Source organism: Cohnella panacarvi Gsoil 349 (genome assembly GCF_000515335.1).
GTDB lineage: Bacteria > Bacillota > Bacilli > Paenibacillales > Paenibacillaceae > Cohnella > Cohnella panacarvi.
This window is the reverse complement of sequence record NZ_KI911563.1, coordinates 990059-1003506: the sequence shown is the minus strand read 5'-3', so window position 1 is coordinate 1003506 and position 13448 is coordinate 990059. Positions and strand designations below refer to the sequence as shown.

At 56.9% G+C, this 13448-nt stretch carries 16 protein-coding genes; all 16 read left to right on the top strand.

Features of this window, described 5'->3' with window-relative positions; genetic code table 11:
* Window positions 1–2 precede the first annotated feature (2 nt).
* A complete protein-coding gene (gene spoIIIAG, locus COHPA_RS0104785) occupies window positions 3–671 on the top strand; it encodes a stage III sporulation protein AG (protein WP_027085062.1) in 669 nt (222 codons plus the stop codon).
* Window positions 672–748: 77 nt separating this feature from the next.
* A complete protein-coding gene (locus COHPA_RS0104780; RefSeq protein ID WP_027085061.1) occupies window positions 749–1411 on the top strand; it encodes a SpoIIIAH-like family protein in 663 nt (220 codons plus the stop codon).
* 197 nt (window positions 1412–1608) lie between these two features.
* A complete protein-coding gene (gene accB, locus COHPA_RS0104775) occupies window positions 1609–2097 on the top strand; it encodes an acetyl-CoA carboxylase biotin carboxyl carrier protein (protein ID WP_027085060.1) in 489 nt (162 codons plus the stop codon).
* Window positions 2098–2116: 19 nt separating this feature from the next.
* On the top strand, window positions 2117–3499 hold the full coding sequence (accC, locus tag COHPA_RS0104770) for an acetyl-CoA carboxylase biotin carboxylase subunit (protein WP_027085059.1): 1383 nt from the start codon (window positions 2117–2119) through the stop codon (window positions 3497–3499).
* 127 nt (window positions 3500–3626) lie between these two features.
* Entirely contained in the window at window positions 3627–4034 is a 408-nt protein-coding gene (locus COHPA_RS0104765) for an Asp23/Gls24 family envelope stress response protein (protein ID WP_027085058.1), read from the top strand.
* Window positions 4035–4199: 165 nt separating this feature from the next.
* Entirely contained in the window at window positions 4200–4763 is a 564-nt protein-coding gene (amaP, locus tag COHPA_RS0104760) for an alkaline shock response membrane anchor protein AmaP (protein WP_027085057.1), read from the top strand.
* An 11-nt stretch (window positions 4764–4774) separates the two neighbouring features.
* Complete coding sequence (locus COHPA_RS0104755; RefSeq protein ID WP_027085056.1) at window positions 4775–5005, top strand: DUF2273 domain-containing protein; 231 nt, start codon at window positions 4775–4777, stop codon at window positions 5003–5005.
* A gap of 136 nt (window positions 5006–5141) precedes the next feature.
* A complete protein-coding gene (gene nusB, locus COHPA_RS0104750) occupies window positions 5142–5597 on the top strand; it encodes a transcription antitermination factor NusB (protein WP_027085055.1) in 456 nt (151 codons plus the stop codon).
* Window positions 5597–6454, top strand: coding sequence for a bifunctional methylenetetrahydrofolate dehydrogenase/methenyltetrahydrofolate cyclohydrolase FolD (gene folD / locus COHPA_RS0104745; RefSeq protein WP_027085054.1), 858 nt, complete (start codon window positions 5597–5599; stop codon window positions 6452–6454). Before nusB ends, folD begins: the two co-directional genes overlap by 1 nt.
* 40 nt (window positions 6455–6494) lie before the next feature.
* Window positions 6495–7856: an exodeoxyribonuclease VII large subunit gene (gene xseA, locus COHPA_RS0104740; RefSeq protein WP_027085053.1), complete on the top strand. Its 1362-nt coding sequence runs from the start codon at window positions 6495–6497 to the stop codon at window positions 7854–7856.
* Complete coding sequence (gene xseB / locus COHPA_RS0104735) at window positions 7849–8124, top strand: exodeoxyribonuclease VII small subunit (protein WP_027085052.1); 276 nt, start codon at window positions 7849–7851, stop codon at window positions 8122–8124. The genes xseA and xseB overlap by 8 nt, the downstream gene beginning before the upstream one ends.
* 16 nt (window positions 8125–8140) lie before the next feature.
* Window positions 8141–9052, top strand: coding sequence for a polyprenyl synthetase family protein (locus COHPA_RS0104730; RefSeq protein WP_425393677.1), 912 nt, complete (start codon window positions 8141–8143; stop codon window positions 9050–9052).
* Window positions 9053–9520: 468 nt separating this feature from the next.
* Window positions 9521–11416 (top strand): 1-deoxy-D-xylulose-5-phosphate synthase, encoded by a 1896-nt coding sequence (dxs, locus tag COHPA_RS0104725; RefSeq protein ID WP_027085050.1) that lies wholly within the window; start codon window positions 9521–9523, stop codon window positions 11414–11416.
* The gene (locus COHPA_RS0104720; RefSeq protein ID WP_027085049.1) at window positions 11416–12279 is read left to right on the top strand and encodes a TlyA family RNA methyltransferase; all 864 of its coding nucleotides are present in this window, start codon (window positions 11416–11418) and stop codon (window positions 12277–12279) included. The genes dxs and COHPA_RS0104720 overlap by 1 nt, the downstream gene beginning before the upstream one ends.
* Window positions 12280–12488: 209 nt before the next feature.
* Window positions 12489–12956, top strand: a complete 468-nt coding sequence (locus COHPA_RS0104715) for a hypothetical protein (protein WP_027085048.1) — start codon at window positions 12489–12491, stop codon at window positions 12954–12956.
* Window positions 12953–13402: a transcriptional regulator AhrC/ArgR gene (ahrC, locus tag COHPA_RS0104710; protein WP_027085047.1), complete on the top strand. Its 450-nt coding sequence runs from the start codon at window positions 12953–12955 to the stop codon at window positions 13400–13402. The genes COHPA_RS0104715 and ahrC overlap by 4 nt, the downstream gene beginning before the upstream one ends.
* Window positions 13403–13448 lie beyond the last annotated feature (46 nt).

The window sequence follows — 13448 nt, the reverse complement described above, 5'->3', positions numbered from 1 at the left end:
GGATGGCCAATTGGCTGCAGCGGGTGGAAGCGTTCATCGGGGGAGGCAAAGGCGATGCCGGCGGTCCGGGAGGCCCGCGCAGAATCAAAGCTTTTCGCTGGCTGGTGCTCGTGGGTCTGATCGGCGCGGCGCTGCTGCTCGCCGCCTCCTTGTTGAATATTAAGCCGGTCGATCCCGGCGGCGGAACGGATTTGTCGCCGCCTAGGGACGAGGACGTTCCCCAGCAGGAAGCGTTCATCGGCGGAGGCGACAGCAAGTCCGAAGATCCGTTCACCGACATCGAGAGCCAGCTCGAGAGCAGGCTGAAGGAATTGCTGGAATCGATCGTCGGCGTCGGCACGGCCCAAGTGCTCGTGACCGTCGAATCGACGGAAGAGACGGTGCTGGGTCTGAACGAGAAAAGGACGCAGCAAATTACCGAGGAGTCCGACCGCAACGGCGCGAACCGGCACATTACGGAAGTCACGAACGACGGCCAAGTCGTGCTGTACGAAGTGAACGAAGGACAATCGCCGATCGTCGTGAAGAAGCTGAAACCCAAAGTCAGAGGCGTTATCATCGTGGCCAAAGGCGCGGAGAACGCGACGGTCCATAAACTGATCGCCGAAGCGGTATCACGCGGCCTGGACGTCCCTTTGCATAAAATTTCCGTAGTCCCGCGCAAGACGTGAACAGGAGCAGTCGCTTGAGTCCGCAAGACGAACGTTATTCACGCAAGATGAACCTAATTATTGGGAGGAATGGAGCAATGAACAACAAACGTCAAACGATTTGGCTGGTCTCGATGCTGAGCCTGATGGTGATCCTGTCCGCGTACTACTTATTCACGGAGGACGTTACCCCGACCGACAACGCCAGCGGCATTACCGAACAGACGAATTTGACCGACGCGACCAAGGCGTCGGGGGACGGGTTCGAGATCACCGAAGTGGATACGCTCACGGGCGAGGTTAGCATCACGGGCAAAGACGCCGGCGCTGCTCCGTCGGACGATGCTTCGTCCGGTCTGCCGGAAGAAGACCAAGCCGTGCTTAAGGAGTACAACAATCTGACAGGCGCCGAGCTGCTGGATCAAATCCAACTGCAAAGACGCGAGAAAGTCGATAGGGAAGCGGACGATCTGTCCGCGATCATGGCCGATACGAAGAACCGTTCGCCGGAGGAAGCCCAGCAAGCGTCCGAACAGCTTAGACGAATCGAAGATACGGACTACCGCATTACGGGTCTCGAGGAAAAACTGCTTCTCGAGTTCGAGAACGCGGTCGTCGAGGAAGTCGATCTGAACAACTACAAGGTCATCGTGCTCAGCGATAAGCTGGAGAGGAAGCAGGCGGTCAACATCGTGGACCTCGCGACCAAAGAGCTGAACGTATCTCCGGACCACGTCAGCGTGCAGGTGGTTCAGCAATAATCATGCTCCGGCGCATGGCAGTAACGAATAAAGGGATGCTCCTCCGATACGCGGCGGGGCATCCCTTCGCGCTTTCGCGCTCCGCGCGCTAGGCGGATGGCCCTTTCCATTTTATTCGTTTATGATATAATAAGTCCGTTATGGCAACGTACGAGCTTTCTTTATACGGGATATCCCGATTTCAAGGAGTGACCGACATGTTTAAGCTTAGCGAGATCAAAGAATTAATTAAACTAGTAGATCAAACCTCTGTTCAAGAGCTGGAAATCGAGAACGAAGGAGCGCGCATCGCGATCCGCAAGCCCGGCCGCACGGAAGTCGTCAACGTGCAAACCGCACCTCTTTCCCATACATACGTGCCCGCACCCGTTCATGCGCCTGCCGCAGCACCTGCCGCGCCTGCGCCTGCCGCCGCGGAAACCAAGCCTGCAGCGGATCAATCCCATCTGCACAAAATCGTATCCCCGATGGTCGGCACGTTCTATCGCGCGCCGTCGCCGGATGCGGCGGTGTTCGTCAACATAGGCGACAGAGTGAACGACAAGACCGTCGTTTGCATCCTGGAAGCGATGAAACTTATGAATCCTTTGGAAGCAGAAGTCAAAGGCGAGATCGTGGAAATTCTCGTTGAGAACGGTCAACTCGTCGAATTCGGCCAACCGCTGTTCCTCGTGAAGCCGGAATAATCCGAAGGAGGATTTCAACTTGAAATTTCAGAAGATACTGGTCGCCAATCGCGGTGAAATCGCGGTTCGCATCATCCGCGCCTGCCGGGAGCTCGGTATTACGGCCGTTGCCGTCTATTCCGAAGCCGACCGCGAATCTTTGCACGTGCGTCTGGCCGACGAAGCGTATTGCATCGGGCCCACGGCGTCCAAAGACAGCTATCTCAACCTTACGAACATTATGAGCGTCGCGACGTTAACGGATTGCGACGCCATTCATCCCGGCTACGGGTTTTTGTCCGAGAACGCGGACTTCGCGGACATCTGCGAGACATGCAACATCACCTTCATCGGTCCTTCCTCCGAAGCGATCAGCCGCATGGGCGACAAATCCGTCGCCAAGCAGACGATGAAGGAAGCCGACGTGCCCGTCATTCCCGGCTCCGACGGTTTGATCGAAGATTTGGACGACGCGATTCGCGTCGCTCGCGGGATCGGATATCCGGTCATCATCAAGGCGACCGCCGGCGGCGGGGGCAGAGGCATTCGGCTCGCGGAGAACGAGGAAATGCTCGTCCGCGAGATCACGACCGCCCAGCAGGAAGCCCAGAAAGCATTCGGCAACGCGGGCGTTTACTTGGAGAAGTACTTGACGGGCATGAAGCACGTCGAAATTCAAATTATCGCCGACAAACACGGCAACGTCGTGTACCTCGGAGAACGGGACTGCTCCGTGCAGCGCCGCCGCCAGAAGCTCGTAGAGGAAGCGCCGTGCCCTGTCATGACGCCGGCTCTTCGCGAGCGCATGGGGCAAGCGTCCGTTCGCGCGGCGAAAGCCGTCAACTATTCCGGCGCGGGGACGATCGAGTATCTGCTCGGTCCGGACGGTCAATTTTATTTCATGGAAATGAATACCCGCATTCAAGTCGAACATCCCGTCACGGAGATGATCACGGGTATCGATCTGATCAAAGAGATGATCTCGGTCGCCGAAGGCGCTCCGCTGTCCTTCACGCAGGAACAAGTGAAATTCGACGGATGGTCCATCGAATGCCGCATTAACGCGGAAGATTCCGAACGCGGGTTTCTCCCGTCGCCGGGCCGAATCGGTTTCTACTTGCCGCCGGGCGGACCGGGCGTGCGGGTTGACAGCGGCGCGTATTCGCAATATATGATTTCGCCTCATTACGACTCGATGATTGCCAAGCTGATCGTATGGGCGCCGACCCGCGACGAAGCGATCGCGAGAATGCGCAGAGCGCTTAGCGAGTTCATGATCGAGGGCGTAAAGACAACGATTCCGTTCCATTTGAAGTTGCTCAACCATCCGATTTTCAACCGGGGAACGTTCGATATCAAATTCCTCGAGGAGCATGACGTGAACGGCGATCCGGAGCCTTCCCGCGAGCAGGTTCAAATTTAGGCGACGAGCCAAGCGTTTGTCATAATTATCCGCGGATGCTATATTTATTAGTAGTGAAGGCGAATGCTCGGACTTCTGAAATGCTGAAAGCTTGGCATTGGCCGGGCACATGGAGGTGGAACCAAGCATGGAGACGATAGCACCGGAATATGAACGCACGGATCTTGGAACGATCGAGATCGCTCCCGAGGTCATCGAAGTCATTGCCGGCCTTGCGACGGTTGAAGTCGACGGCGTGGCGGGCATGAGCGGCGGTCTTTCCTCGGGAATCGCCGAACTGCTCGGACGCAAGAACTTGTCCAAAGGCGTGAAGGTGGAAGTCGGTCAGCGCGAAGCGGCGATCGACGTGTCGATCATCGTACAATTCGGCAAGCGGATCCCGGATATCTCGACGGAAATTCAACGCAACGTGAAGCACTCGATCGAGACGATGACCGGATTGAATGTCGTAGAAGTCAACGTACACGTACACGACGTGCATTTCAAACAGGGCGATAAGCCCGGCGAAGAAGATTTGCACGCTCGTGTCAGATAAACCCGTCACGGCGCTGCATGAAGCGCCGTGACGGAGCCTTTCCGGTATGCGGATGACGGCCCTCTGACGAGTAGATCCTGCAGGGATTCTCGCTAGAGGCCTTTTCGCTATCATTCAGCTTTTTCCGATACCAACAGCCTATGGAGAATAGGGAGGACGCTACCGTTGATTAAATTGTTGGACAGGCTGCTGCTTTTCTTGTATAGCATCGCGATCGGAATCGTCTCGGTCTTTGCGATCATCGCTGCCAGCGGCGGATTGAACGAGAAGGGCCTTCACGATTGGCTCGATAATATGACCGGCGAATCGCAAGCCGTTCAAGTCACCGTTATCTGCGTTGCGATCGCTTTGCTGCTCGTCAGCATACGTTTCTTCATCGTATCCTTTAGCCGCGGCGGAAGCGCGGCGCCTTCCATTAACCAACGCACGGAGCACGGTGACATTAAGATTTCCGTCGAGACGGTGGAGAACCTTGCGCTTAAAGCGGCTTCGCGCTCGCGCGGCGTCAAGGATCTGAGAGCCCGCGTTCGCGTTTCCGAGTCCGGATTGGAAATTCAAATCCGCGCTTTCGTGGACGGCGACAGCTCCATCCCTTCTTTATCGGAAGACATGCAACGAACCGTAGCGCAGCAAGTTGAAGAGACGACGGGAATTCCCGTCTCCGAGGTGTCCGTATTCATCGCGAACTTGACGCAAGCACCAACGACCTTCAAAAGCCGCGTGGAATAGGAGGCGCCGCCATGTGGAAATACGCGTGGGAAAATTACGGCGGGCGAATCTCCGGAGTCGCAGCGGGGTTATTATTCGGAATCATCTATTTATTCGCCGGTTTTTGGGACATGCTCTTCTGCGCGCTGATCGTCGGAATCGGCTTTTGGGCAGGCAAGCAGAAAGACGAGGGCAAAGGGCCGATCCTTCCGTGGGAACGACTGACGGAGTGGTTGACGGATCGTTGGCCGCGCTCGAGATAAAAGCTGCGATTATTGGCTTGAACGGCGACGGTAAGCTTCGGCTTTGCGTCGCCTTAGGTTTTTTCTGCTCGCGAGGGCATCATACTACTTTTACGGGTATCAGTTACAGTTAAGAGCGGGGGATTCGGTAGAACTCATGAAACGCAGACTGGCAAGGGAAATCGCGGTACAAAGCTTGTACCTGATGGAAATGAACGGAGTATCAAGCGACGAGGCCGTGAACGTCATTATGGACGAGGCTCGCCAAGAGAACGAAATCGGGGCGGAAGTCGGCGAATTAGCCAAGATCGACGCCTTTACGCGCGAGCTTGTGGAAGGGGTAACGGGCAACCGCGACAGCATCGATCGTCAGCTTGCCGTCTATCTTACCGGCTGGCAAGTCGATCGCTTGTCCCGCGTAGACCGTCAGGTGTTGCGCCTAGCGGCGTACGAGATGGATTATCGCGACGACGTTCCGGCCAAAGTCGCGATCAACGAAGCGATCGAACTGGCCAAGCATTTCGGCTTGGCGGAGAACGGCAAGTTCGTCAACGGCGTTCTCGGCCGCATGTTGAGAGAGAAGGAAGAGAACAAGCAGGGGGAAGAACGATAATGAGCGCTCGAATCATCGATGGCAAAAATATTTCCGACGACATTCGCGTGGAACTCCGACAAGAAGTCGAGCAATTGAAAAAGCAAGGAGTAACGCCGGGCTTGGTCGTCATACTCGTCGGCGAAGATCCGGCCTCGCAAGTGTACGTGAACAACAAAGCGAAAGCCTGCGAACAGCTCGGTTACTATTCCGAGGTCGTGCGCCTGCCGGCGGAAACTTCGCAGCAAGCGCTTCTGGATTTGATCGACCAATACAATCGCAACGCCAATATACACGGTATTCTCGTGCAGTTGCCGCTTCCGAAGCATATCGAAGAGAAAGCGGTCATCGACGCGATCGCGGTCGAGAAAGACGTCGACGGCTTCCATCCGGTTAGCGTCGGAAACCTAATGATCGGCGACGATGCGCTGCTTCCTTGCACGCCGTCGGGGGTCATCGAGCTGCTGAAACGCACGGGCAATTCGCCGGCAGGCAAGCATGCCGTCGTGATCGGCCGCAGCAATATCGTAGGCAAACCGGTATCGATGCTGCTTCTTCGCGAGAACGCGACGGTTACGATGTGCCATTCTCGCACGCCGAATTTGCCGGAAATGGCTAGACAAGCCGATATTCTCGTCGTTGCCGTCGGCGTAGCCAAGCTGGTCAAGAAAGAATGGGTGAAACCGGGCGCCGTCGTGATCGACGTCGGGATGAACCGTCTTCCCGACGGCAAGCTGTGCGGCGACGTAGACTTCGACGACGTGCTGGATACGGCCGGTTGGGTTACGCCGGTGCCGCGCGGGGTCGGTCCGATGACGATTACGATGCTTATGGCGAACACGCTCAAATCCGCCAAGCGGGCGAACGGTTTAGCGTAGTCTGGACATAGAGCGCCGCGCATGGAAGGAGCCGGTACCGATGGAACCGACAAAGGTCATCACCATTCGCGATATTAACCGTCTGATCAAGATGAAGCTGGAGGGCGACGCGAGTCTTCAGGATATATGGCTGAAAGGCGAAATATCCAACTTCACGCGGCATTCCAGCGGACATATGTACTTTACGCTTAAGGACGAAGGCGGTCGCTTGAAATGCATTATGTTTGCCTCCTACAACCAACGTCTTCCGTTCGCTCCGAAGGACGGAATGAAGGTGTTGGCTCGCGGAGGCATCTCCGTTTATGAGCGCGATGGACAGTATCAATTTTACGCGACGGCGATGCAGCCGGACGGAATCGGCAGCTTGTATTTGGCGTTCGAGCAGCTCAAGCGGAAGCTCGAAGCCGAGGGGCTGTTCTCCGAGAGGCTCAAACGGCCGATCCCAAGCTATCCTCGAACCGTAGGCGTCATTACGTCTCCGACCGGAGCCGCCGTTCGGGATATTATCATCACGATACAACGCCGGAACCCTGCGGTGAACGTGCTGTTATATCCCGTATCCGTTCAAGGAACGCAGGCGGCGCCTTCGATCGTGAAGGCGATCGCGGCGATGAACGCGCTCGGCGAAGCGGACGTGCTTATCGTAGGACGCGGCGGCGGCTCGCTGGAGGAACTGTGGGCGTTCAACGAGGAAGCGGTCGCGAGAGCCGTGCGAGGATCTCGCATTCCGGTCATCTCGGCCGTCGGCCACGAGACGGATTTCACGATCGCGGATTTCGCCGCCGACCTGCGCGCGCCGACGCCTACGGCCGCCGCTGAGCTGGCGGTCCCGCATGCGGCGGAGCTGAGACAGCGGATCGCTTATATGCGCGGGCAGCTCGTGCGCTCGTTGCGGAATGCGTTGGAACGCTCGCGGGAGCGGTTAAGCCGGGCGAGACAATCGCCGATCTTCATGCAGCCGAAGCGAAGCTTGCTCGTTCAGGCCGAGCGCCTCGATCGGATAAGGGAGAGGCTCGACTACAGAATGAACGCGCAGCTTGCGCGCCAATCGGACAAACTGGCGAGGCTCACGGCAAATCTAAAAGCGAAGAGTCCCGAACAGCAAGCTTTGCTTGCCAGACAGAGATTGGATACGAACCGGCGAAGCTTGACGCTCGCGATGAACGGTCTCGCGCGAACGAACGCGAATCGCTGGAGCTCCCTGGTACGTCATCTGGATGCGCTAAGTCCGCTTAAGGTCATGGCTCGCGGATACAGTCTCGTCTACGACGAACGGGAACGGTCGCTCGTCAGATCGATCGAAAGCGTTCAGCCGGGAGATTTGGTTCGCGTGAAGCTGACGGACGGGAAGCTAAGCTGTCAAGTATGGGGAATCGAAGGGGAGGATGTTCAGGATGGCTAGTAAAGACGAGCTGAACGTTGCCGCAACGGAGGAACAAGCGAGCATCACTTTCGAGCAGGCGATGGAATCATTGGAGTCGATCGTGTCGAAGCTGGAAAGCGGAGACGTGCCTCTCGAAACGGCGATCGAGCTGTTCCAGGAAGGCATGCGGTTATCGAGCCTGTGCGGACAGAAGTTAGAGCAGGTCGAACGGCGGATCGAGATTCTAGTCGAAGGCGAAAGCGGCCTCGGGCGCAAGCCGTTCGTGCCGGCGCAAAGCGACAGTTAGGAATAGGGGAAATCGCGTGACGATGTCAGAAAGCTTGCATACCTATTTACAATCGCAACGAGATAAAGTGGAACAGGCATTATTGTCCGTATATCCGCAGCAATGGGAAATTCCCTCGAAGCTGAAAGAAGCGATGGACTATTCGCTGCTCGCGGGCGGCAAACGGCTGCGCCCGATATTCGTGCTTGCGTCCGCCGAAGCGGTTGCGGGGGACGAAGCGGCTTCGGCAAGAGCGATGCCGTTCGCGGCGGCGATCGAGATGATCCATACGTATTCGCTTATTCATGACGATCTGCCCGCGATGGACGACGACGATTATCGCCGCGGGCGGCTTACGAACCATAAAGCGCACGGCGAGGCGATGGCGATATTAGCCGGTGACGGTTTGCTGACGCATGCGTTTCATGTCGCTTCGGGAGCCGTCAGGCACGGCGTTCCCGCCGACCGCGCGCTCTCCGTCGTCGCGGAACTGTCCCGATTCGCGGGACTGGCGGGGATGGTAGGCGGCCAAGTCGCGGACATGCTCGGCGAGCAAGGCGTAACGACGCTGGACCAGCTGGAGTTCATTCATCTCCATAAGACAAGCGATCTGATCGCGTTCAGCTTAAGAGCCGGCGGCCATGCCGCCGAAGCCAGCGACAGTCAGCTCGACGCGCTCGAGCTGTTCGGGCGTAACGTCGGGCTGGCGTTCCAAATCCAAGACGATATATTGGATTTGACCGGGGATGAGGCCAAGCTGGGTAAACCGGTCAAAAGCGACGAGCGCCAACAGAAAGTGACGTATCCGTATTTGATCGGCCTGGATGCGAGCCGCGAACGCGTGGCAATGCTGACGAGAGAAGCGAACGATGCGCTTGGCGGCGCCGGACTGGCGATGCCGGACAGGCTGCGTCAGATCGCGGATTATTTATTGTCGCGCGATCACTAGCCGTTAAGAGGTATCCCTGAGTCGAATCGACCCGAGGGACGCCTCTTTTTTTTTGATCATCGAAATCCACCAGGCCAATGCGGCGTCATTACTCGGCACTAACTGCATGAATGGCAGATATCCAGTGGAAGGGATACTCCTTGACCTGTAAACGGTACGAAGCGCAGGTATTTGGGTGGAAAACGAGAGTACTGACGGTTTCGACAATTATGAGATGCATTCAATGCAGGTATTCAGTAGATAAATGACGATATTGCGATAGCTAGCCGTACTCCATGCAGTTGAGGTTGAGGCGGAAATCGGGTGTAGGCGTTCTTCTAAGGTATGGGAATTTAATCGCTTTCGGCACAGCTCCTTCGTCATGACGTTCGCGCTTCGCGCTCGACGATTGTCAGAACGGGTTTGGGCATTGTTTGGCGTTATGGTATAATAGTCGTATTACCCATCCGAGGAAAGCGGGGAACAGATTTGCTGCTCGACACAATCGACAGTCCGTCACATCTTAAGAATTTGGCGTTGCCCGAACTTCCTCAACTGGCGGAAGAGATTCGGCATTTTCTCATTCAAAAATTGTCCGCGACCGGCGGACATCTCGCTCCGAATCTAGGGGTCGTTGAGCTTACGCTCGCCCTGCATTATCGATATAATAGCCCGGTAGACAAATTGATTTTCGACGTGGGGCACCAAGCCTACGTGCATAAGATGTTGACCGGTCGCAAGCACCGGTTCGATACGCTCCGTCAGAAAGACGGCTTGTGCGGGTTCGTGAAACGCAACGAAAGCGAACACGACGTCTGGGAAGCGGGCCATAGCAGCACCTCGTTGTCCGCAGCCATGGGGATGGCTTTGGCGCGCGATCTGAAGGGCGAGTCGAACAAAGTCATCGCGATTATCGGAGACGGCGCTCTCACCGGCGGCATGGCGCTCGAAGCTCTTAACCATATCGGCGACGAGAAACGCCAACTGATGGTCGTCTTGAACGACAACGAAATGTCGATCGCTCCGAACGTCGGCGCCATTCATAATTATTTGGGCAAAGTTCGTTCGGAGAAAATATATCGCAAAGCGAAAGACGAGCTCGATTGGCTGCTTCGCAAAATTCCGGCGATCGGCGGGAAGCTCGCGAGAACGGCCGAGCGCGTCAAGGACAGCCTTAAATACTTGATTACGCCCGACGGCATGCTGTTCGAGGAATTCGGTCTCAAATATTTCGGGCCGGTCGACGGCCACGACATTCCGAAGCTGCTCGAGACGTTCAAACAGGCGGATAGCGTGAACGGCCCCGTGCTCGTCCACGTGCTGACGACGAAGGGCAAAGGCTATTCGCCCGCGGAAGCAGACTCGCATGCGTGGCACGGCGTATCCGGCGCATACAAGATCGAATCCGGTCAAGTCGTGAAGCCTGTCGGACCGCCGATGTATACCGAGGTGTTCGGCAATACGCTGATCGAGCTTGCGGAGCAGGACGAACGGATCGTGGCGGTTACCCCGGCTATGCCGGGAGGTTCCGGACTGTTGAAGTTCGCCAAGAAGTTTCCGGATCGCATGTTCGACGTCGGCATCGCCGAGCAGCATGCGGCAACGATGTCGGCTGCGCTTGCGATGGAAGGGGTAAAGCCGGTATTCGCGGTATACTCGACTTTCCTGCAACGCGCGTACGATCAAGTCGTGCACGATATTTGCCGGCAGAATTTGAACGTGATCTTCGCGATCGACCGGGCGGGATTGGTCGGGGCGGATGGCGAAACGCATCAAGGCGTATACGATATCGCGTTCCTAAGACATATTCCGAACATGGTTATCATGATGCCGAAAGACGAGCAGGAGCTTCGCAATATGATGAAGACGGCCGTCGATTACGAACGGGGGCCGATAGCCGTTCGTTATCCCCGCATTCAAGGCACGGGAGCTCCCGTCGACGCGCCGCTTGTTCCGATCGAGATCGGAACTTGGGAGACGGTGCGCGAAGGCGACTATGCGGCGATCATCGCCATCGGACCGATGGTGCAGGCGGCCGAAGAAGCGGCTGAGCTGTTGCGCCGCGAAGGATTGAACATCCGCGTCATTAATGCCAGATTCATTAAACCGCTCGACGAGACGATGCTGCTAGCGTTAGCGAAGGAGCATATGCCGCTGCTCGTGCTTGAAGAAGGCTCGATGCAAGGCGGATTAGGCAGCGCCGTTATGGAATTTTACGCGCAGAACAACGTGCATTCCGTGCAGGTCCATCTTGCCGGCGTTCCTGACCTGTTCATCGAGCATGCATCGATTAAAGAACAGCGCGCGCAATGCGGCTTAACCGCTGAAGCCGTCGCAAGACAACTAAGCACGCTCGCCGTGCGCCAAAGGCAGCGTGCGACCTGATGGAGAAGACGACCGCGACCAAAGAGCGGCTGGACGTGCTGCTGCTCGAGCTCGGATACTTCGACAGCAGGGAGAAAGCGAAGGCGGCCATCATGGCAGGCCTCGTCTACATCGGTACCGAACGCGTCGATAAAGCGGGCACCAAGGTACCTCGCGATTCCGCGCTAACGGTGAAAGGTGCGCCTCATCCGTACGTGAGCCGCGGCGGGTTAAAGCTCGAGAAGGCGATTCGTACCTTCGGGTTGGATTTGAAGGACGCCGTGATGCTGGATATCGGCTCTTCGACGGGCGGCTTTACGGATTGCGCGCTCCAGCACGGAGCGAAGCTCGTGTACGCCATCGACGTCGGGTACAACCAACTCGATTGGTCGCTGAGGCAAGACGAACGAGTGCGCGTCATGGAGCGGGTGAATTTCCGGCACATGACGTTGGATCAGCTGGACGCGGATCGGCCCGGCTTCGCGTCGATCGACGTCAGCTTCATTTCCCTGAAGCTGATTCTGCCGGTGCTTGCGCAAATGCTCGAGACGGGCGGAACGACGGTAGCCCTGATCAAGCCGCAGTTCGAGGCCGGCAGGGAACATGTCGGCAAGTCGGGCGTCATCCGCGATTCGTCCGTTCATGCGAACGTGCTGCGCGAGGTGCTCTCGTTCGCGTACGAGCTTGGTTTCCGGTTGGAGGGACTCACCTTCTCTCCGATTACCGGCGGAGAAGGCAATATCGAATTTCTGGCGCTGTGGCGCAGCGCGGGCCAAGCAACCATGAATGAGGACAGGAGCCGATTCCTCGAGGTCGAGATGCCCTCTCTCATTCAGAAGACCGTAGAGGAAGCCGCAACGAATTTTCGTCGCGGGGAAGCCTGAACTTGAACGTTTCGTCCGGTTCACCCGGAGCTGCCGAAGAACGGCCGGAGTATACGGACCGGTTCGTTCTGAGCCGCTTCGGGTTTTTGATATGTTCGCCGATTGGAGGAATTAGGCTGTCGGATCGCGAAAATTACATAGTACCAATTATCGATCCGGCATCAGCATCGCTTCCTGCTTAACGTAGTCGGTCAAGGGGGAACGCGGGGTTGGCGAAGTTCGGAGACGGTCTGATTATGGCCATTGCGGCAGGCATTATGGTGTGGTGGATATGGCGGCGGTTGAATCGGTGGCTGTACGAGCCTCCCGGCGCCAGGTTAAGGAAGCTCGCCAATGCCGGAGGCGTAGAGCCGGATGCCGCGGTAGAGCTGCTGAGACAGCAAGGGTATGACGTGTTATCCGGGAAGCATCGCGTCCCGCTCGGAGTGAAGGTGGACGACGGACCCGTTCAGCCCACCCGTCTATATTTCGATTATTTGGTCTCCAAGGAACATAAGTACTACCTGGTAAAGCTGGAACGCGCGCGGCAGCCGACCGAGTGGACGGCGAGCGGGCTGCGCGAGCGATTACTCGTCTACGCGTTGCTTTTTCCCGAATGCGAAGGGATTATCGTCGCGGATCCGGGCGAACGGCTAGTAAGAACGGTAAGATTCAAAGTGGAGGATGGCGACGGATGAAGGGACAACGGCAGCGCAAAATTCGCGAAATCATCGGTTCGAGCGAAATCGAAACGCAAGAGGATTTGGTGGAAGCGCTCGGCGCTGAAGGGATGCAGGTTACGCAAGCGACCGTGTCGCGGGACATTAAAGAGATGCAGCTGATCAAAGTGCCGCTGGAGGACGGGCGATACAAATATTCGATGCCGCAAGACCAGCGGTTTAATCCCGCGCACAAGCTGAAGCGCGCATTGCTCGATCATTTCGTGAGCGCGGATGCCGCCGAGAACCTGGTCGTACTGAAATGCCTGCCCGGCACTTCCGGAACGATCGCTTCGTTGATCGACGGCATGGACTGGCCCGAGATCGTCGGCACGATCGGCGGAGACGATACGACGCTCGTCATCTGCAGATCCAAAGCGCTCGGGGAAGATCTGACGCGGCGCATTTACGAAATGATGGAATAGATCCGGTTATTACATGCTTTCATCCTTGCGACTAGCGGTACATGGA